Below are 21,451 nucleotides of genomic sequence, written 5' to 3' on the forward strand. Positions count from 1 at the left end.
CATTTTAGATTCAAGTCTGAGAGTAACTAATAGAGATCGCTCTCTCAAAAATAACGTGCGTTAGCCTACTTTATTAGCAAAAGCCTCTGGCGACATGCCAAAGGCTTTAATTCTTTTAGTTTTTCAATTACTGCTCTTTTGCTAGTGGTGGCACTTCACGGCCACGACGCTCATAGAACTCAGTAACAAATTCATCGAAGCGATCTTCATCAATTGCTTTACGAATGCTTTCCATCAGACGTTGGTAGTAACGCAGGTTATGGATTGTATTCAAGCGAGCGCCTAAGATTTCATTACAACGCTCTAAATGGTGAAGGTACGACTTGCTGTAGTTTTGACAAGTGTAACAGTCACAATGCGGATCCAATGGTGTTGTATCCGTTTTATGTTTCGCATTACGGATCTTGATCACACCACCAGTCACAAATAAGTGACCATTACGTGCGTTACGCGTTGGCATTACACAGTCAAACATGTCGATACCACGACGAACACCTTCAACCAAGTCTTCTGGCTTACCTACGCCCATCAAGTAGCGAGGTTTGTCTTCAGGAAGTTGAGGACAAGTATGCTCAAGAATACGGTGCATGTCTTCTTTAGGCTCACCTACTGCCAAACCACCAACCGCGTAACCGTCAAAACCGATTTCCGTTAGACCTTTTACCGACACATCACGTAAATCTTCGTAAACACCACCTTGGACAATACCAAATAGGTTGTTCGGGTTTTCTAGCTTCTCGAAGTGGTCACGTGAACGCTGTGCCCAGCGTAATGACATTTCCATCGATTTCTTCGCTTCATCGTGTGTCGCTGGGTAAGGCGTACACTCGTCAAAAATCATAACGATGTCAGAGCCCAGGTCTTTTTGAATTTCCATCGACTTTTCTGCGTCCATGAAAATCTTGTCACCGTTTACTGGGTTACGAAAGTGAACACCCTCTTCAGTGATCGTACGCATCTTACCAAGGCTGAATACTTGGAAGCCGCCTGAATCAGTAAGAATAGGACCGTGCCAGTTCATAAAATCGTGCAGGTCACCGTGCATTTTCATCACTTCTTGACCAGGACGTAGCCACAGGTGGAACGTATTACCTAGCAGAATTTCTGCACCAGTACCTTTTACTTCTTCTGGTGTCATACCTTTAACGGTACCGTAAGTACCTACTGGCATGAACGCAGGAGTTTGAACAGTGCCGCGTTCGAAAGTCAGTTGACCACGACGTGCATTGCCGTTTTTCTTCTTAAGATCGAATTTTAATTTCACGATGCCTCCGGGTGTCAGAGAAACAGTCTGACTGAGTGTTTAGGGCTCTACCCTACTTTAAGGAGCGGTCGCTTTTCCTTGCGAGAGACAAAGCAATGGATGCTTTATTTCCTAGCTTACTGCTAGCACTCGTAAATCTATTTTTAACTACGCCGTTTTCTTCTTGATGAACATTGAATCGCCATACGAGAAGAAACGGTATTTGTTTTCCACCGCATGTTTGTAAGCATTCATGGTGTTCTCGTATCCAGCAAATGCACTCACCAACATGATCAATGTTGATTCAGGCAAGTGGAAGTTGGTGATCAAGCAATCCACCAGCTGATATTCGTAACCAGGGAAAATAAAGATTTCTGTATCGCCAAAGAATGGGGCCAGCTCAGTCCCTTTTTGCAATGCGTCTTGCGCTGCACTTTCAAGTGAGCGCACAGATGTTGTACCAACAGCAATAATTCGTCCGCCACGCGCTTTCGTCGCTTTAATTGCTTCGACGACTTCTTGTGGTACTTCTACGTACTCGGCATGCATGTGGTGATCGTTGATATTTTCCACTTTTACTGGCTGGAATGTACCCGCCCCAACGTGCAAAGTAACGTAAGCAAACTCTGCACCTTTCGCTTTGATTTTCTCCAAGAGAACATCATCAAAGTGAAGGCCCGCTGTCGGTGCCGCAACCGCACCTGGCTTTTGATTATATACCGTTTGGTAACGCTCTTTATCTGCATCTTCGTCTGGACGGTCGATGTAAGGAGGAAGCGGCATATGGCCGATTTCTTCCAGAATTTCTAGTACCGTCTTATCAGAACTAAATTTCAGTTCAAATAAAGCATCATGGCGTGCAACCATTTCTGCTGAATATTCATCATTCTCGCCAACAATAATGGTTGTACCTGGTTTTGGTGATTTAGAGCAACGAACGTGCGCTAGGATGCTTTTCTCATCCAACATGCGCTCCACCAGCACTTCTAATTTACCGCCCGATTCCTTGCGGCCAAAAAGACGAGCAGGAATAACACGAGTATTATTAAACACCACTAAGTCACCGGGTTGAACTTGGCCCAATACATCAGTAAATGTGCCATCAATGAGCTCTCCGGTATTGCCGTCCATTTGCAGCAGTCGGCTAGCGGTACGCTCTGGTTGAGGGTAGCGAGCGATGAGTTCATCTGGAAGGTCGAAATGGAAATCTGATACTTGCATGTTACTTGTCTTATCTATTGGTCAAATCACGTCTAGGCGACGATAAAATTGCGACGAGTTTTTCGCAGCAGACTAGTATATGTTTACATGCTGCAATAGCAAGCAAATCACCAGAATATAGCAGTAAAAGCCATGGTGAAGAGTGTAATAAAACGTGAAAAGCCTCGATGACTTGGCACTATTTTTAATTTGAGCCCAAAAGAGAGAACATGAAAAAAGCAAAGCAGCGTATACCGCTGCTTATTAGTTTGGCATTCCAATCGCCCTATCAAACCTCACGCTTTCGCCACAAGAATAACGGCACGAATAAACCCAATAACCAAAACCCTAGACTGCCACCTTCATCATCTGAGCCTTTGAAATCACAGTTATTGGTCGCAATGCCATCGTGACACTCTTTATTGTCACCACTTTCATTGTTAGCACTTTTGATAAAATTCGGCGCAATGATGTAACGACTTGGTGGCGCATCGGCAGTGATGTAAGACTGTACCCAGTCGTAATAGTGGCTCACCTTGGTGTAGAAACTTGGGATCGTCAAAGAGCCACACGTTGGTAGAATAAGGGGGCCGCCACTAACAATACCAATTTGTTTGCCGGTCGCCACATCGACCAACGGGCCACCACTGTCACCTTTACATGCAGAGTTGCCATATTGAGTATGGCTATCTGGCTCCAATACATGGTTTTGTGTTGGTAGCGTACAAATTTTGGTTTGGTTGTCTCTTGAATCAATGATCCCCGGAAAACTGCTGCCAATTTCTAAACGCTCATAACATTTGTCGATGGGTAAAAATGTGCTAATGGTGGTTTTGAGCGTATTAGAAGGTTCAGAAGCATCCGGCTGAGTAGCCCCCCATCCAAACACTTGCACATTTTCGACACGTTGATTGGTCAGGTAATTATCGTTCCAATCCGCCACCAAACGTGCTTCGATACTCTCCATGTCAACTTTACTCGCTAGGTCAGCAAAGTTCGCGTTTGCCACTGGGCGCGTGAGATACAGCAACGCGATGTCTGAATCTAAACCGGTTTGGATAGGTTTCACGTTGCCATTACTGTCGGTCTCAGCTTTTGAAATCCGGGTGTAATCCGGATGAACCACAACGTGAGACACCGGATAAAAGTTATCAAGCCCTGCAGAATTAAGTTCATACGCATTCGCATTCACCGACAGCTCACCCGGCGGGGTCACATAGTAGGTTGCTTCATTGGTTCCTTGTCCCATCACCACACAGTGCGCCGCAGTCAGTACCCATTGCTCTGTCAGCATCGTTCCACCACACAGCGGAAACTCTGCCATGTTACTTGCTCGCAAAGTAACGCGGTCAACAGGATCGGTTTGTTCATCTCCTAACACAATCGCCTGTGTTGATGGCACACTGAATGCCGCCACTGCCAGCGCAATAAGTTTGTTACACGTTGTTCGTTTCATCTAGGTTGCTGTCTTCAATTTGGTAAGCCTGGACGTATCTTCTTCGAGAGAAGAATCTTGGAAAATCCAGCGAATAAAAATGTGCGATTCAATTCATTGGATTACCTTGGGAACACATTCAATATCAACTAAAAATGCCAACTGACTCGCACACAAACCGACTTATTCAAATTAATAAAAACATCAATAAAACACAGATTACGCAGCCCATCAGCATTGTGCTATTTAATTGATGAAAAACGAGTTAGCTCCCAGATATACAGAAAAATATTCTCTATATTTAAGAGAAGGACAATGCCGCTGGAGGTCTCTATGATCAAGGTTGAAGACATGATGACTCGTAATCCTCATACCTTACTGCGCACGCACACCTTGCGTGATGCAAAAAGCATGATGGATGCGCTTGATATTCGACACATTCCGGTTGTTGATGCCAATAACCACTTACAAGGCTTGGTGACTCAACGCGACATTCTTGCTGCTCAAGAATCGAGCTTGCACCCAGATGAGGCTGAACAATCTTTTACTTTAGACACACCGCTCTACGAAATGATGCACACCAATATCATGACGGCAGAGCCTATCGCGGGGCTCAAAGAGAGCGCTATCTATATGCAAAAGCATAAAGTTGGCTGTCTACCTGTTGTCACCAAAGGTCGATTGGTCGGCATCATTACTGACAGTGACTTTGTGACCATTGCGATTAACTTATTGGAACTGCAAGAAGAAGTGGAACCTGAAGAAATCGAGCAGGAAGAGTAGTACGCAAGCGTATTCTCTTTGTTGTAAGTTTCGTTTTTACACCGGTTAAACGAAAAAAGAGCGGCAGGGTTGCCGCTCAAAATGCCATTACTGACGCTGATTAAGGAAGTGTTTCTCTGCCAATTAGAATTGGTCTTCTTCGGTCGAACCTGTCAATGCTGTCACTGAAGAGTTACCACCTTGGATAGTATTGGTCATTCTATCGAAGTAACCTGTACCTACTTCTTGTTGGTGCGCAACAAACGTATAGCCTTTTTCAGCTGCTTGGAATTCAGGACGCTGAACTTTCTCAACATAATGACGCATACCTTCACCTTGAGCGTAAGCGTGCGCCAGTTCAAACATGTTGAACCACATGTTGTGAATGCCTGCTAGCGTGATGAATTGGTACTTGTAGCCCATGTCTGCAAGCTCTTGTTGGAACTTAGCAATAGTTTCTGCATCTAGGTTTTTCTCCCAGTTGAAGGACGGCGAACAGTTGTACGCCAACAATTGATCTGGGTATTCAGCGTGAATTGCTTCTGCAAACTTACGTGCTTCTTCCAAACATGGCGTAGCCGTTTCACACCAAATCAAGTCTGCATATGGTGCGTAAGCCAGGCCGCGAGAAATCGCTTGGTCGATACCCGCGCGAACGCGGTAGAAACCTTCTTGAGTACGCTCACCTTCGATGAAGTCTTTATCATATGGGTCACAATCTGAAGTAATGAGATCCGCCGCATTCGCATCAGTACGAGCAATAACTAATGTTGTTGTACCTGCTACGTCAGCAGCCAAACGAGCTGCAACGAGCTTTTGTACCGCTTCTTGCGTAGGAACTAATACCTTACCACCCATATGGCCACACTTTTTCACCGATGCTAACTGGTCTTCAAAGTGAACGCCCGCGGCACCGGCTTCGATCATCGATTTCATTAGTTCGTAAGCGTTAAGCACACCACCAAAGCCCGCTTCAGCATCCGCTACGATAGGTAGGAAGTAATCAATACCACCTTCATCTTCAGGCGTCTTACCAGCAGCCCACTGAATTTGGTCTGCACGACGGAATGAGTTGTTGATACGCTTTACTACTGACGGTACAGAATCTACTGGGTAAAGAGATTGGTCTGGATACATCGTCGAAGCGGTGTTGTTATCCGCCGCTACCTGCCAGCCTGACAGATAAATCGCTTCAATACCTGCCTTAGCTTGTTGAACGGCTTGACCACCCGTTAGCGCACCAAGACAGTTTACGTAACCTTTTTTCGCACTACCGTTGACCAGTGACCAAAGTTTGTCTGCACCACGTTGTGCAATTGTGTTTGCAGGCACCATAGAGCCACGCAGTTCCACCACTTCCTCGGCAGTGTAAGTACGCTTCACATTTTTCCAGCGTGGGTTAGTTGCCCAGTCTTTTTCCAGAGCTTCAATTTGTTGGCGGCGAGTTAAGTTAGTCATTGGTCTATCCCTCTTTATAATTTGCACTTTATGCGTGTGCGTTGAGTTTCCGTTCTCAGGCAGTACTTCCCTATCTGCCTTTGAAAATCCTTCACGTTATTGGTGTTACAGTTATTCTTTATTAATCCAGGTAGTCATAACCAGGAACTGTCAAAAAGTTGGTCAGTTCATCGCTCGTCGTGAGCCTTGCCATTAAGTCTGCTGCTTCTTCAAATCGACCTGCATGGTAGCGCTGCTCGCCAATTTCTTGCTTCACGACTTCAATCTCCTCTTTGAGATAGAGCTCGAACAGCTCTTTAGTGACCTTTAATCCGTTGTCTAGCGACTTGCCGTGTTGAATCCATTGCCAGATAGAGGCGCGTGAGATTTCTGCCGTTGCAGCGTCTTCCATCAGTCCGTAAATCGGCACACAACCATTGCCAGAAATCCAAGCTTCGATGTATTGCAGCGCAACGCGAATATTGTGGCGCATTCCGCCTTCAGTGCGCTCGCCTTCACAAGGCTCAAGCAGTTCGGCTGCAGTAATAGGCGCATCCTCTGCACGGCTCACATCCAACTGGTTGGTGCGCTCACCCAGCACAGCACTAAAGACTTCCATAGCAGTGTCAGCCAAACCTGGATGAGCCACCCAAGTACCGTCGTGGCCGTTGTTAGCTTCTAACGATTTGTCAGTCTGGATCTTGTCTAATACTTTTTGATTCTCTTTCGGGTCTTTAGCTGGGATAAATGCGGCCATTCCTCCCATCGCGAAAGCACCTCGTTTATGGCAAGTACGTACCAATAATCGCGAGTAAGCGTTTAAGAATGGCTTGTCCATCGTTACCACTTGGCGATCTGGCAGTACTCGGTCTGAGTGTTTTTTCAATGTTTTGATATAGCTAAAGATGTAATCCCAGCGACCACAGTTCAAACCAACGATGTGTTCTTTAAGCGAGAACAGAATCTCGTCCATTTCGAATACCGCTGGTAAGGTTTCAATCAGCACAGTCGCTTTGATGGTGCCTGTATCCAAACCGAAATAGTCTTCCGTGAAATGGAACACTTCGCTCCACCACTTCGCTTCGTGATGCGATTGCAGTTTTGGAAGGTAGAAATAAGGGCCGCTGCCTTTTTGAAGTAACGCTTTGTAGTTGTTATAGAAATACAGAGCGAAATCGAATAGCGCACCTGGAATGATCTGACCGTGCCACGTAACGTGTTTTTCTTTTAAATGAAGGCCGCGAACACGGCAGATCAACACCGCTGGGTCATCTTCCAGCTGATAATGTTTGCCATTGCCAGGATTGGTGTAACTGATGGTGCCATTAACAGCATCGCGCAAGTTAATTTGACCATCCAGCACTTTACTCCATGCAGGAGACATTGAATCTTCGAAGTCTGCCATGAACACTTTTACATTCGCATTCAGTGCGTTAATCACCATCTTGCGGTCAGTTGGTCCGGTAATCTCCACACGGCGATCTTGCAGATCTTGTGGGATTCCTAGGATCTTCCAACTTCCTTCACGGATGTCTTGTGTCTCTGGTAGAAAATCTGGTAGCTCACCAGCATCAATACGTGCTTGCTTCTCTTCTCTTGCTTCCAGCAACTGTTCAACACGTCCGGCAAATTTTTCACACAGTAGAGATAAAAAGGTTTGGGCTTCAACAGGGAAAATTGCTTGATGTTCTGGAGCAACGACTCCATTCACCTCAAGCATGCCTTGGGTTTGCTTTAGTTGTTGTGTTTTTTGTTCTGTCTGAGCAAGCATAATCATTCATCCTTAACGTGCTTTATCAATCTTGGGCAGTCAGCGTAAAGCTACATTTGTAAGTTATGAACAACAAATTACATCCTTTAACTTTGTGTTCAACTCGTCTAGCCATGCCGATAGATTGCGTAATGCTACGTGTATTTTCAATCTAGACATAAGTCGTATCGGCCTTTAAATAAGCTATATCAACAAGGGGTTTAGTGAAACCCCCAATATAAACAAAACAGAAAATTCAAAGTTTTATTCCGCAAGGTAAAAACCATCTATCAAGCGCCTTATTTTGTAAGTTATTACGTAATAAAATTACATTAAATTTAAAGTCGTTTTATCATTTCAAACAAGCGTATGAATATAGACTGGTAAACAAACACCTTGTATTCACAAGGGCTGAAGAGATGTATTTAAACAGGGGTCAAACAAGGTATGCAGGGCTTTGTGTAAAATTAACATTGTGAAATTTCACTATTTTATGAAAGCTTCATCAAAGAAGAGCTGTAAAATTTTACAAGTCAAAGTTTACCAACAGAATAAAATACTAGAAAGCGCACTGTTTCCAGTGCGCTTTTAGATAAATAATGGAGAAGTAAGGGCTAATACTAATAGCTAAAGCAGCTCTGAAACGACTTCTGCAAGTTGATTAAATGTTTTCGTTCTTGACGAGCTCGGACGCCAAACTAAGCCTATTTCGCGATAAGCTTGTTTACCGGGAGGATCGATCACGACTAAATTCTGGTTATGCAGCAAGCCATGGTCGATAGCCATTTGAGGAATGAACGTTGTTCCCAAACCATTCGCAACCATTTGCACCAGTGTATGGAGGCTGGTTGCCGTAAACGGATTGATTTTTTCTTTGTCTGTTAATTTACACGCTGATACCGCATGTTCCGTTAAGCAATGTTCTTTCTCTAGTAGAAAGACGGATTCGTCAGGTAAATCCGCGTAACGAATCGGCACAGGGACCGATTGGGCTTGATTAGCGCTTATAACCATTCGAAACGGATCCTTACCCACTACTCGGCTTTCCATCCCATCAATTTCGACTGGTAACGCTAAAATAAGCACATCCAGCTCACCATGTCTGAGCGCTTGAAGTAAGTTTGTCGTCGTGTCTTCTCTTAATAAAAGATTCAGTTGTGGAAAACGGTAGTTCACCTCTTGTACCAAATCACACAGTAAAAACGGAGCAATTGTTGGTATACATCCTACTTTTAGCTGGCCTTGCATATCGTCGCCTTGGCACATACGTCCAAGCTCGACCAAATCTTGCCCTTTTGCTAACAGCTCTCGCCCCTGCTTTACTACCATTTCTCCTGTTTGGGTAAAAACCAGTGGACTTTTTTTATCTTTCTTTTCATATAAGGGACAACCAATCAATTCCTCTAAGTTTTGAATACCCTTACTTAAAGTCGACTGACTGACAAAACAACGCTCTGCAGCGTCACTAAAATGTCTTGTTTCATGCAGTGTGACTAAATAGTGTAACTGCTTCAAACTGGGCCATTTATTCATAATTGTATTTGTATCTACCGCCGTTCCAGTGATCGAGTTAAGAGTTTTGTTATTATCGTTTTTTTCGATTAACTCAATCTATTTATTTCGCTTTTTTCAATACTACAATCTGTACTATAGTTTGTCTCGTACAAACACGAACCAAACCGACACAACTGAATTCGGTTTGGAGCTAACCATACTTTTTAGGAGCAAAAAAAATGGTACTAGTAGGTCGTCAAGCCCCTGATTTTACTGCAGCAGCTGTTCTAGGTAACGGTGAAATCGTTGAAAACTTCAACTTTGCAGAGTTCACTAAAGGTAAGAAAGCAGTAGTATTCTTCTACCCACTAGATTTCACTTTCGTTTGCCCATCTGAGCTAATCGCATTCGACAACCGTCTAGCTGACTTCCAAGCTAAAGGTGTTGAAGTAATCGGTGTTTCTATCGATTCTCAGTTCTCTCACAACGCATGGCGTAACACTGCTATCGAAGATGGCGGTATCGGTCAAGTTAAGTACCCACTAGTTGCTGACGTTAAGCACGAAATCTGTAAAGCTTACGACGTTGAGCACCCAGAAGCAGGCGTTGCTTTCCGTGGTTCTTTCCTAATCGACGAAGAAGGCGTTGTACGTCACCAAGTAGTTAACGACCTACCACTAGGCCGTAACATCGACGAAATGCTACGCATGGTTGACGCTCTTAACTTCCACCAGAAGCACGGCGAAGTATGTCCTGCACAATGGGAAGAAGGTAAAGCAGGTATGGACGCATCTCCAAAAGGTGTTGCAGCGTTCCTATCTGAGCACGCAGCTGACCTAGGCAAAAAATAATAGACCTTCACCCTAGCTCAACGGGTGTGATGGTTGGATGTATATAAAGCAAAAAGCTAATGCGGAAAACCGCAAACGCCAATCAGTCTAAGTAAAGTCCTATCAAAGCCCAGAGCCTCTGCTCTGGGCTTTCTTTTTCCTTCAGATAAACCGCCAAAATGAGGTAACGCTTTAGCGTAAACTTTACCTATATTTATCATCCCCTCCATACAGATTCTGCTTACTTGCCCTGTTAATATCTTAGCCACAACACCTATTTGTAACGTTAGCAGGATAAATGAACGTGGTTACTCACCTAGAAGTCTGTATCGATAATATTGAATCTCTGCACTACGCCATTGCTGGCGGCGCCACTCGGATTGAACTTTGCTCCTCTTTGGCTTTAGGCGGACTAACACCCAGTTATGGTTTTATGCAGCAAGCGGCTAAGCTTTCGAGTGTTCCAGTTTATGCCATGATCCGCCCACGCCAAGGTGACTTCTTCTACAATGAAGAAGAGATCGAAATGATGCGTTGGGATATTGAAGCGGCTCACCAATCAGGCTTGAGCGGTGTCGTGTTCGGCGTGCTCACTCAAGACGGTGATATTCATATGCCTTACGCGGCTGCGCTGTGTGAATTTGCTCAAGCGCTTGGCTTAGGCGTGACCTTCCATCGTGCCTTTGACCAGTGTCGTGACGCTGAAAAAACTTTGGAAGAACTGATCAGCTTAGGTTGTGAACGTATTTTAACCTCCGGTCTTGCGCCTTCAGCACCACAAGGGATCGATGTGCTTAGAGCTTTGGTTAAGCAAGCCCAAGGACGCATAGCAATCATGGCGGGGGCTGGCGTTAATGCGAGTAACGTACGTGCGTTAGTAGAAGACACTCAAGTTCCTGAAATCCATCTGTCAGGCAAAACCACACGCCCTAGCCAAATGACCTTTGTTGCTGAACAAAGCAAAATGGGCGCATCCGATGTCGATGATTTTTTAATCCCCATCACAAGTACACAAGCCATAACCGATGTCGTAGCAACTCTCAAATAGACCACCGTAACCTCACGCGCATAGCTTTTGAGTGCTAACATATTGTTTATCAAGGAGTGAGGAAAGGTGTATGTCTAAATTGAAGAAAAAGGAATACGAAAAGGAGCTCAAAAACCTTCAAGTTGAGCTCGTAAAACTTCAAGAGTGGGTCAAACACAAAGGGTTAAAAGTGGTGGTTCTGTTTGAAGGCCGTGATGCTGCGGGCAAAGGCGGAGTGATAAAGCGAATTACAGAAAAGCTAAACCCGCGTGTTTGTCGCGTAGTGGCTCTGCCTGCACCGACCGAAAAAGAAAAAACGCAATGGTACTTCCAACGTTACGTCGCTCATTTACCATCTGCTGGTGAAATCGTTTTATTTGACCGAAGTTGGTATAACCGAGCAGGTGTCGAAAAAGTCATGGGGTTCTGTACTCCAGACGAATACGAGGAGTTTTTACGCTCTTGCCCTGAATTCGAGAGAATGTTGCAACGATCTGGGATTATTCTGATCAAGTATTGGTTTTCGGTTTCAGACGAAGAGCAGGAAAAACGTTTTCTAGGTCGAATTAATACGCCGATCAAACGTTGGAAATTCAGCCCAATGGATTTAGAGTCACGTCATCGCTGGGCGGAGTATTCGGAAGCAAAAGATAAGATGTTTGCCTATACAGACACGAAAAACTGCCCTTGGTGGGTCGTCCCTTCTGATGACAAAAAAAAAAGCGCGCTTGAACTGTATCAGTCATTTACTAAGCCAGATTGATTACAAAGCACTTGAGTACTCACCCATCGAATTACCTGAACTCAATAAAGAAGGTTACGTCAGAGCGCCCATTGATGATCAGACCTTCGTTCCTGATAAATATTAACGTGCTTTCCTTCTCTCTAATAAATAGGCCAGCCTAAAAGCTGGTCTATTTGTTGAAGTCAGTTACTTCAGTACGTCATCAATACTTTGATCACCTAGGTGGCGTACATCTTTCCCTTTCACAAAGTAAATAATGTATTCACAGATGTTCTGGCAGCGGTCCCCCACGCGTTCAATCGCGCGTGCAGACCACATCACTTGCAGAATATTAGGGATATTTTTTGGATCTTCCATCATGTAAGTCATCAACTGACGAATCACCGCTTCATACTCGGCGTCTAGTTTGTCATCTTGTTTGTGCACCTCTGCTGCCGCTTCTACATCCATACGGGCAAACGCGTCTAAAACCTGATGCAGCATATTAATTGCCTGACGGCAGAGAGGCTCTAACGACACTTGGAATTGTCGTTCTTTTGATGATGGGCTTTCAATGGCAACGTAAGCAATACGTGTCGCCACGTCACCGATACGTTCTAAATCAGTGATCGTTTTGATGATAGCCATGATTAAGCGCAAGTCTTTTGCCGTTGGCTGACGCTTAGCAATAATGCGTGTACAAGCGTCATCGATCGAGACTTCCATCGCATTCACTTTATGATCGTCACGCACAACCTTACGCGCCAGTTCGATGTCTTCTTTATGCAAGGCTTGAATAGCATACGAAAGCTGCTGTTCTACCAAGCCTCCCATGGTTAATACATGAGTACGAATCGATTCTAGCTCTACGTTAAATTGTCCTGAAATATGACGTCCAAAGTGCATGATGTTCCTTATTCCGTATAGAGTCGCGACTTAACCGTAGCGACCCGTAATGTAATCTTCGGTCTGCTTCTTCATTGGCGAGGTGAAGATCGAGTCCGCGTCAGAGTATTCAATTAACTTCCCCATATGAATGAATGCAGTATGATCACTCACTCGCGCCGCTTGTTGCATGTTATGGGTAACGATAACGACAGTATATTGAGTCTTCAGCTCATTGATAAGCTCTTCAATAGTTAAAGTTGAGATTGGATCCAACGCTGATGTTGGCTCGTCCAATAACAGGACTTCCGGCTCAATCGCCACCGCGCGCGCAATGACCAAGCGCTGTTGCTGACCACCAGATAAGCCAAATGCGTTCTCATGCAAGCGGTCTTTTACCTCATCCCACAACGCCGCCGAGCGCAAGGATCGCTCCACTGCGTCATCTAAACTGCGGCTGTTTTTTACACCTTGTAAGCGTAAGCCATAAACTACATTTTCATAAATAGACTTAGGAAATGGATTGGGTCTTTGAAACACCATCCCCACTCGGCGTCGAAGTGTCGCAACATCGACATTGGGATGATAAACATTCTTGCCATGTAGACGTACTTTGCCTGTGACTCGACACCCTTCCACTAAGTCGTTCATGCGATTGATGCAACGTAATAACGTCGACTTTCCACACCCTGAAGGACCGATAAAAGCGGTGACTCGCCCTTTGGGAATTTGCATCGAAATATCATGCAGCGCCTGAGTTTGACCATAGAACAGATTAAGGTTCTCGATTGAGATTGCTGTTTGTTCATCCGTTAAATTATGAACGTCCAATGGTGGCTCATAACCTAATGTACTATCAAAATTAAACATACTTAATCTTGTCCTAACGTTCTGTATTTTTCTCGTAAATTATTGCGAATACTGATTGCTGTTAAGTTTAGCCCGACAATCACTGTCACGAGTAAGAAAGAGGTGGCATAAACTAATGGTCGCGCCGCTTCGATGTTGGAGGTTTGAAAGCCAACATCGTAAATGTGAAAACCTAAATGCATGAACTTTCTATCCAAATGCACATAAGGGAATTGTCCGTCAACCGGTAAACTGGATGCCAATTTCACGACCCCCACCAGCATCAGTGGCGCTACTTCGCCAGCTGCACGCGCAATCGCAAGGATCAAACCTGTGATAATAGCTGGCGTCGCCATAGGCAAAACCACGCGCCATAGCGTTTCGAACTGAGTTGCACCAAGTGCCAGAGAGCCATGTCGTACGGAGCTCGGAATTCGAGTTAAACCTTCTTCTGTCGTCACAATCACAACTGGAAGCGTCAGCACGGCAAGAGTTAGTGCTGACCATAACAAACCCGGCGTACCAAAGGTTGGTGCCGGTAACTTCTCCGCATAGAATACGTTGTCGATAGAGGCACCAATCGTATAAACGAAGAAACCTAAACCAAACACGCCATAAACAATCGATGGAACACCCGCTAGGTTTATAACCGCAATACGAATAACTCTGGTTAGAGCATTATTCTTAGCGTATTCATGTAGATAGATAGCGGCGATCACCCCGAGTGGCATCACAATGATCGACATGATGAGTACTAAGAAAACCGTACCAAATATCGCAGGGAACACGCCTCCTTCGGAGTTAGACTCTCTTGGATCTTCAGATAAAAACTTCCAAACCTGTTTTCCCCAATGCATGACTTTATCAGGCAGTGACATTTGGTTTGGATACCAGTAGTCCAAAATGTCTTCGAGCGGAATCGATACTTGTGACCCCGTCATATCCTCGGCAATCAAGGCATAGTCAGAGAGCTGAAGTCGTAAACCATCAAGTTGCAAATCTAACGTCGCAAGCGCTTTTTCTATCTGCTCTTTTTTCGTCTGATTTTCCTTTAAGAAGCTTTCTGTCAGCGTGTCATTCAATTCATGCTTGCGCTTTTCTAATCGCAACTGCTCTAGCTTCCAACCAAGCTCTTTAAGCTGATCGACCACCAAAGAATCAATCTCATGGCGCAGAGTTTCTGCATCATCAAGCTTTTTATTTAGTATCGATTGAATATCACTGGTGTATATATTATCGCCATCTTGAAACGCCACCAGCTTACCAAAGAAATAACCACCGCTACTGCGCTCTATCACCGCCCACTCTTCTGGCGTCGTGGGCTCATCCAACTGCATTTGCAATACGGAGATAAAATCGGCGGGATACAACTCTCGGTTGGCGATTTTGATACTGAGTCGCGTGGCAAAATCTTCATCGTCTTCTAACTGTTGTGCTGCGCTTTCAGGCAAATAACTCTTCGGTACAAAGCTGCGCTCATACACTTGACCAATCAGAATAGTATTTTCATGTAGCACTTCGCCTTGTACAGGTGTCAGCGCTGCAACATTCCACTGATACAAGGGCGCTGGCCAAAAGTAAGTCAGGCCTTTCCAGCCGATAAGGAGTAACAACCCTAATACCGACAACAAACTGATGCTGACTGCACCGCCTGTTAGCCATATCCACGGTGCGCCAGAACGAATCCAATTTAACACGTTATTACTCGCTCTTTATTCAAACCATTATTACAACGCACGGTACTTATCTCTCAGTCTCTGACGAACCCACTCCGCAAGCGCGTTTACTGCAAACGTAAACACAAATAAAATCAATGCAGCTAGGAACAGCAGGCGATAATGCGAACTTCCAACTTCCGACTCTGGCAACTCAACGGCGATGGTCGCCGACAGGCTGCGCAATCCTTCCAAAATATTCCAATCCATTAATGGCGTATTGCCCGTTGCCATTAATACAATCATGGTTTCGCCAACAGCGCGTCCCAGGCCCATCATAATGGCAGAAAAAATACCTGGGCTTGCAGTAAGCAAGACAACATAGATTAAAGTTTGCCAAGGCGTGGCCCCTAATGCCAAAGAGCCATCCGATAAATGCTTCGGTACAGAGAAAATGGCATCTTCGGCAATGGTAAAAATCGTCGGGATAACAGCAAACCCCATCGCTAACCCCACCACCAATGCATTGCGTTGATCGTAACCAATACCATGCTCGGTTAAGAATAAGCGCATATCGCCACCAAAGAACGTCTGCTCAATCGTAGGCGAAATCCACACTCCAAGCCCAATCAGTACCAATATGACAGGCATGAGCACTAAAGCATGCCAACCATTAGGCAGACGATTCCGCAAAGGTTGCGGTATTAATGCCCATAGCCCGCCCATAATCATGGTGCTCAAGGGCAAAACAAACAGCATAACGACGATCGTAATCAAATGATCTTCGACAATAGGCGCGAACCACAATCCCGCGAGGAAACCTATGATCACCGTCGGCAGTGCTTCCATTAGCTCAATCGACGGTTTTACTACACGACGCATGCGTGGCGACATAAAGTAAGCCGTATAAATAGCACCTAGCACTGCGAGCGGTACTGAAAACAGCATCGCAAACATCGCCGCTTTTATCGTTCCAAACGCAATAGGTACTAGGCTGAACTTAGCCTCAAAGTTATCGCTCGCCGAAGTCGATTGCCACACAAATTCAGGCTCAGGATACCCTTCGTACCACACTTCTTGCCATAATGAAGACAATGAAACTTCCGGATAGGCATTGTCCACTTCCGCAACATTTAACGCATTATTTTGCCAAGTGATTAAGTAGCGTTCATTGTTAGACATTGCTGCGATTGCGGGCGCTTGATTGTACGCACGCTTAAACAACACCAGTTTTTCACTGGTTGTATAATGGCTTTGCAACGTGCCGTTGGTGTAAAAGCTATAAAATCCTTTTCGATGAGAATCCGGCAACAAATACTTAAGCTCTGATGCCAATTTAAAATCACGAATATGCGTTAACGTGCGTTTTTCTTCTTGCAGCGTATCAAACCATTGCGACACCCGACCATCGTTGTGCGTCACCAAAAGCGAGTAAGCACCAGCCAATAAGTCTATCGTACGAACGGAATGCTTCTTATCACCTTGAGTGAGATCGACCACCTCTCGCACAGCAAATTTACGTGCGGTTTTCTTTAACACGATCAACTCAGAGCCATCGCGCAAATAAAGCGTTTCACCGTCAGGTGTCAACAACATTTGCTGAGGCGTATTAAAGCCTGAAGAGAACGTAAAATCGATCGTTGTAGGAGACGTACCCAAAGACGAAGCCACTTGCCAGCGAGCTTTCACTTCACCACTTTGCGTCTGCCAAACAACCGTTGGTAAGGGCGTCGAAGCTGCAAATACAAACTGAGTCACAGGATCTTGAGGCGTACTTAGTGTCAGATCCATGCTGGTGTCTAGCTCAATCACTTCCGGAGGACGTGTATTTTCTCTCAATGTAGCATTAAATTCTGGCTTGAAAAGGTTCGCTTTACCCTGCCCATCAACAAATCCATACCAACCTAGCCCAGGAGCAGATTGAGAGAAAGCGACGGGTTTCTGGGCGATTTGCTGTGTATACACCGCAGGTTTCGTAGGATCGTCCATCGACAAATATTGAATCTCACCACTTTGGGTTAGAACGAACGCGAGCTGAGCGTAATCATCCACTGAAATCGCAAGTGGTGTTTCAATATGAGTGGCTCGAATGGCTTGGTTGGTTTTGATCTCCGCATCAGAAAAAAGCGGAATGATCACCATGGCGAGGTAGACAAAGATCAAAATAAGCGCCGCGAGTACGCCGACACCACCGGATGTCACTGCAAGTCGAACTAAACGATCTTTTATCAGTCGTTTCTTATCTTTTTCCTGCAATGAAAACTCGGCTTGTGCCATTTATATCTCTACCTTTTTTGACTTAGTACTAGAATATGTCGTTAAGATGACAATTATATTACAGATCACATTAAACACCTGAAAAGAATACAACTCTTATGCAATGCGTGGTATGAAATAAATCTGTAATGAAAATCTCATAATGTTCTCACTCATCCATTTTTCCAAGATGAGTACGTAATACTTCACTTTTGGCTAGGTAAGGTTATGAGCGCAGAAAAACTATATATAGAAAAAGAGCTGAGTTGGTTGTCTTTCAACGAACGAGTATTACAAGAAGCTGCCGATAAAACCGTCCCTTTGATCGAACGTATTCGCTTTCTTGGGATCTTTTCCAACAATTTAGATGAATTTTACAAAGTACGCTTTGCGGACGTGAAGCGCAGAATCCTAATCAGCCAAGAGCGCGGTGGCAGTGATAGCCCTAAACGACTGTTAACCAAAATGCAGTCGAAAGCACTAAAGCTTAACGAACAATTTGATGAGCTTTACAGCGAGTTGATTCGAGAAATGGCGCGACGTCGCATTTTCTTGGTCAACGAGCAACAACTGGATGAATCGCAACAAAAGTGGATCGCGAAATACTTCCGTAGAGAGGTAATGCCGCATATCACTCCCCTCCTAATGAAAGACGAGATCGATGTTCTGCAATTTCTCAAAGACGAGTACGCTTACATCGCCGTAGAACTGCGTAAAGAAGAACATTACCAGTACGCTCTGATCGAAATTCCGACCGATCACCTTCCCCGCTTTGTGATGGTACCAGAACAGAAAGGAAAGCGTCGAAAAACCATCATCTTACTTGATAATATTATCCGCCACTGTTTGGACGAGCTGTTCAAAGGCTTTTTTGATTATGATGAGCTTAGCGGCTATGCGATGAAAATGACGCGTGACGCTGAATACGATTTACGCAATGAAATCGAGTACAGCTTGCTTGAACAAATGTCAGAGGGTGTCAATCAGCGACTGACAGCAAAGCCCGTTCGCTTCGTCTACGAACGCGATATGCCGCCTCAAATGTTAGAGTTTCTGTGTAACAAACTTAATATCTCTAACTACGATAATCTTATCCCCGGCGGACGCTATCACAACTTTAAAGACTTCATCGGGTTTCCAAATGTTGGACGAGAATATCTTGAAAATAAACCTCTCCCGCCAATGAAATGTGCCGATTTCGAAGGTTATGCCAACAGCTTTGACGCGATTAAAGCGAAAGATATTCTGCTCTATTATCCCTACCACACTTTTGACCACATTAGTGAGTTAGTGCGCCAAGCCTCCTTCGATCCCAAAGTACTTAGTATCAAGATTAACATTTATCGCGTCGCGAAAGATTCTCGCTTGATGAACTCTTTAATTGATGCAGTGCACAACGGCAAAAATGTCACTGTGGTCGTCGAACTGCAAGCTCGCTTTGATGAAGAAGCCAATATCGAATGGTCAAAAGTATTAACCGAAGCGGGTGTGCACGTCATCTTTGGTGCGCCTGGTCTTAAGATTCACTCAAAGCTACTGATGATTAGCCGACGCGAAGGTGAAGAAATTATTCGCTACGCACACATCGGCACAGGCAACTTCCATGAGAAGACGGCACGAATTTATACCGACTTCTCCCTTCTTACGGCAGATCAAGAAATCACTAATGAAGTCCGTAATGTCTTCGGTTACATTGAGAACCCATACCGACCAGTGAAGTTCAATCACCTTATGGTATCTCCTCGTAATTCTCGAACCCAAATCTACCGCTTAATTGATAATGAAATTGCGAATGCTAAGCTAGGGAAAAAAGCCGCTCTTACGATCAAGGTCAATAACCTAGTCGATAAAGGCATCGTCAATAAGCTGTATGGAGCAAGTACGGCGGGAGTGAAAATAAATATGATCATTCGCGGCATGTGCTCCTTAGTACCGGGCATTGAGGGGATCAGCGACAATATTCGCATCATCAGTATTGTTGACCGCTTTTTGGAACACCCACGCGTGGTGATTACCCATAACGATGGCGATCCGCAAGTCTATATCTCTTCTGCTGACTGGATGACAAGAAATATCGATCACCGCATTGAGGTGGCGGCGCCAGTCCGTGATCCACGTTTGAAACAGAGAATTATTGATATAACGAATATCCATTTTACCGATACAGTAAAGGCTCGTTTTATAGATAAGGAAATGAGCAACGCTTACGTACCACGAGGTAATCGCAAAAAAGTTCGTTCTCAAATCGCTATCTATGACTATCTTAAAAATATAGAAAAGCAAACTAGAAAACAAAATTCAGATGCCTCAAATACTTGAACAAGATACTCGCTACATTGCCGCGATAGACCTCGGCTCAAACAGTTTCCACATGGTAGTGGCCAAGGTTGTAGGCAGTGACTTACAACTGGTTAGCCGTCATAAACAGCGTGTTCGCTTAGCATCAGGACTCGACAGTGAATTGAACTTAAGTCACGCCGCAATGGAGCGTGCGCTAGAATGCTTAGCCATGTTCGCTGAAAGGTTGCAAGGGCTTGATGAGTCAAATGTGCGTATCGCCGCCACACACACACTAAGACGCGCTAAAAATGCCCACCTTTTCATCGAGCGTGCAAAAGAAGTGATGCCTTTCCCAATAGAAATTATCCCTGGAGAAGAAGAAGCCCGCCTGATTTACTTAGGTGTCGCGCACACTCAAGTAGAATCCAACTCCAAACTAGTCATCGATATCGGAGGCGGCAGTACCGAGATGATTATTGGACAAGAATTTGAGCCTGAGCTTCTCAACAGTAAACAGATGGGATGCGTCAGTTTTACAGAGCAATACTTTAAAAACGGCAAACTGTCAGGCAAAAACTTCAGTAAGGCGATGTTAGCGGCCGAACAAAAACTCGAGTCCATCGCCTCAACATATCGTAAAAAGGGCTGGGATATTGCTCTCGGCTCATCAGGAACCATCAAAGCGATTCAAGAAGTGCTAGTAGGATTAGGTTTTGAAGATGGCCTGATCACAGCGAGTCGACTGGATACACTTATCGAAACTCTGTGTAAATTTGATTCAATTGAAGATATTGAACTGACTGGTCTAACAGAAGAACGTAAACCCGTATTCGCAGCAGGCGTAGCGATTTTGTCCGCGATTTTCAAAGCGCTTCGCATTGAGCAGATGTTTTTCTCCGATGGTGCTCTGCGCGAAGGCCTGTTGTACGAAATGGAAGAGCGTTTTGCGCGCTCCGATATTCGCATGCGCACCACAGAAAATTTAGCCAACAAGCACCGGGTCGACTTAGAGCATGCCGCTCGTGTTAAGGGGCATGCACGTGAGATGTTATGTCAGGTACGCTCTGAACTAGGCATTAAGAAAAAGAGTGAGTTATTTGACTTACTAGAGTGGGCAGCGTTGCTTCATGAAGTCGGATTAAGTATTAACTTGCGTAGTTTCCATCGCCACTCTTTTTATATTCTGTTGCACTCCACCCTACAAGGCTTCAACCGTGAGCAGCAATTAGTGCTTGCAACATTAGCTCGCTTCCAGCGTAAAGCGCTCAAATTGCAAGAACTACCAGATTTCAACCTCTATAAACAGAGTGACGTTATAAGCCTCATCAAAATATTACGACTTTCTATCGTATTAAATGGGCAGCGTAATGAAGATCCATTGCCTGATATCACCTTATCTATCAAAAATGACGAATGGATTCTCACATGCACAGATGAAGCATGGCTAGAAAACAATAAATTACTTCACGCGGATTTACAGGAAGAACAAGAACGTTGGGACAGCGCGAAGTGGACACTCACTTTCTGATCTCGTACTGCCCATACCTAAGTAAATTACCACCTTCTAAAGAAGGTGGCTTTGTGTGAGCCCCCTAAAAGGGGGCCTTTGTTTAGTCCAGCGCCA

15 protein-coding genes and 2 pseudogenes are annotated in these 21,451 nt (G+C 44.7%); 6 read left to right on the forward strand and 11 right to left on the reverse strand.

The window, feature by feature from the left end; genetic code table 11:
- Positions 1 to 127 precede the first annotated feature (127 nt).
- The 3 genes from tgt to R7E51_RS21795 all read right to left on the reverse strand — a co-directional run bounded on the left by tgt (position 128) and on the right by R7E51_RS21795 (position 3,899).
- Complete coding sequence (tgt, locus tag R7E51_RS21785; RefSeq protein WP_005381727.1) at positions 128 to 1,264, reverse strand: tRNA guanosine(34) transglycosylase Tgt; 1,137 nt, start codon at positions 1,262 to 1,264, stop codon at positions 128 to 130.
- Positions 1,265 to 1,411: 147 nt separating this feature from the next.
- Positions 1,412 to 2,464, reverse strand: a complete 1,053-nt coding sequence (gene queA / locus R7E51_RS21790; RefSeq protein WP_005381728.1) for a tRNA preQ1(34) S-adenosylmethionine ribosyltransferase-isomerase QueA — start codon at positions 2,462 to 2,464, stop codon at positions 1,412 to 1,414.
- 268 nt (positions 2,465 to 2,732) lie between these two features.
- Positions 2,733 to 3,899, reverse strand: coding sequence for a trypsin-like serine protease (locus R7E51_RS21795; RefSeq protein ID WP_017820563.1), 1,167 nt, complete (start codon positions 3,897 to 3,899; stop codon positions 2,733 to 2,735).
- 312 nt (positions 3,900 to 4,211) lie between these two features.
- Here R7E51_RS21795 and R7E51_RS21800 point away from each other — a divergent pair, with 312 nt between their 5' ends.
- Entirely contained in the window at positions 4,212 to 4,661 is a 450-nt protein-coding gene (locus R7E51_RS21800) for a CBS domain-containing protein (protein ID WP_017820562.1), read from the forward strand.
- Positions 4,662 to 4,784: 123 nt separating this feature from the next.
- Here the strand turns inward: R7E51_RS21800 and aceA are convergent, their stop codons facing one another.
- The 3 genes from aceA to R7E51_RS21815 form a co-directional block, all read right to left on the reverse strand.
- Positions 4,785 to 6,098 carry an isocitrate lyase gene (gene aceA, locus R7E51_RS21805; RefSeq protein ID WP_005381733.1) on the reverse strand — a complete coding sequence of 438 codons (1,314 nt, stop codon included), beginning with the start codon at positions 6,096 to 6,098 and terminating at the stop codon, positions 4,785 to 4,787.
- A 121-nt stretch (positions 6,099 to 6,219) separates the two neighbouring features.
- On the reverse strand, positions 6,220 to 7,848 hold the full coding sequence (gene aceB / locus R7E51_RS21810; RefSeq protein ID WP_017820561.1) for a malate synthase A: 1,629 nt from the start codon (positions 7,846 to 7,848) through the stop codon (positions 6,220 to 6,222).
- Positions 7,849 to 8,454: 606 nt separating this feature from the next.
- Complete coding sequence (locus R7E51_RS21815) at positions 8,455 to 9,360, reverse strand: hydrogen peroxide-inducible genes activator (RefSeq protein ID WP_005383681.1); 906 nt, start codon at positions 9,358 to 9,360, stop codon at positions 8,455 to 8,457.
- Between the two features lie 200 nt (positions 9,361 to 9,560).
- Between R7E51_RS21815 and R7E51_RS21820 the strand changes: the two genes are divergently transcribed.
- The 3 genes and pseudogenes from R7E51_RS21820 to ppk2 all read left to right on the forward strand — a co-directional run bounded on the left by R7E51_RS21820 (position 9,561) and on the right by ppk2 (position 12,047).
- The gene (locus R7E51_RS21820) at positions 9,561 to 10,172 is read left to right on the forward strand and encodes a peroxiredoxin C (protein WP_005381738.1); all 612 of its coding nucleotides are present in this window, start codon (positions 9,561 to 9,563) and stop codon (positions 10,170 to 10,172) included.
- A 283-nt stretch (positions 10,173 to 10,455) separates the two neighbouring features.
- Entirely contained in the window at positions 10,456 to 11,199 is a 744-nt protein-coding gene (locus R7E51_RS21825; protein WP_102949775.1) for a copper homeostasis protein CutC, read from the forward strand.
- A gap of 70 nt (positions 11,200 to 11,269) precedes the next feature.
- Positions 11,270 to 12,047, forward strand: a pseudogene (gene ppk2, locus R7E51_RS21830) (polyphosphate kinase 2).
- Between the two features lie 62 nt (positions 12,048 to 12,109).
- Here the strand turns inward: ppk2 and phoU are convergent.
- The 5 genes and pseudogenes from phoU to R7E51_RS21850 form a co-directional block, all read right to left on the reverse strand.
- Positions 12,110 to 12,808 carry a phosphate signaling complex protein PhoU gene (gene phoU, locus R7E51_RS21835; RefSeq protein ID WP_005381744.1) on the reverse strand — a complete coding sequence of 233 codons (699 nt, stop codon included), beginning with the start codon at positions 12,806 to 12,808 and terminating at the stop codon, positions 12,110 to 12,112.
- 30 nt (positions 12,809 to 12,838) lie between these two features.
- Positions 12,839 to 13,657, reverse strand: a complete 819-nt coding sequence (gene pstB, locus R7E51_RS21840; RefSeq protein ID WP_017820558.1) for a phosphate ABC transporter ATP-binding protein PstB — start codon at positions 13,655 to 13,657, stop codon at positions 12,839 to 12,841.
- Positions 13,658 to 13,659: 2 nt separating this feature from the next.
- On the reverse strand, positions 13,660 to 14,973 hold the full coding sequence (gene pstA / locus R7E51_RS21845) for a phosphate ABC transporter permease PstA (RefSeq protein ID WP_372081520.1): 1,314 nt from the start codon (positions 14,971 to 14,973) through the stop codon (positions 13,660 to 13,662).
- 128 nt (positions 14,974 to 15,101) lie between these two features.
- A pseudogene (locus tag R7E51_RS24145) lies at positions 15,102 to 15,333 on the reverse strand (phosphate ABC transporter permease PstA); the annotation flags it as partial.
- A gap of 30 nt (positions 15,334 to 15,363) precedes the next feature.
- Complete coding sequence (locus tag R7E51_RS21850; RefSeq protein ID WP_017820556.1) at positions 15,364 to 17,568, reverse strand: ABC transporter permease subunit; 2,205 nt, start codon at positions 17,566 to 17,568, stop codon at positions 15,364 to 15,366.
- Positions 17,569 to 17,775: 207 nt separating this feature from the next.
- On the opposite strand from R7E51_RS21850, the gene ppk1 reads away from it, so the two are divergent.
- Positions 17,776 to 19,866 (forward strand): polyphosphate kinase 1, encoded by a 2,091-nt coding sequence (gene ppk1 / locus R7E51_RS21855; RefSeq protein WP_017820555.1) that lies wholly within the window; start codon positions 17,776 to 17,778, stop codon positions 19,864 to 19,866.
- Positions 19,850 to 21,355: an exopolyphosphatase gene (gene ppx, locus R7E51_RS21860; RefSeq protein ID WP_005381749.1), complete on the forward strand. Its 1,506-nt coding sequence runs from the start codon at positions 19,850 to 19,852 to the stop codon at positions 21,353 to 21,355. Before ppk1 ends, ppx begins: the two co-directional genes overlap by 17 nt.
- Positions 21,356 to 21,451 lie beyond the last annotated feature (96 nt).

The sequence above is a fragment of the Vibrio sp. Vb1166 genome (assembly GCF_033338695.1).
GTDB classification, from domain to species: Bacteria; Pseudomonadota; Gammaproteobacteria; order Enterobacterales; family Vibrionaceae; genus Vibrio; species Vibrio alginolyticus.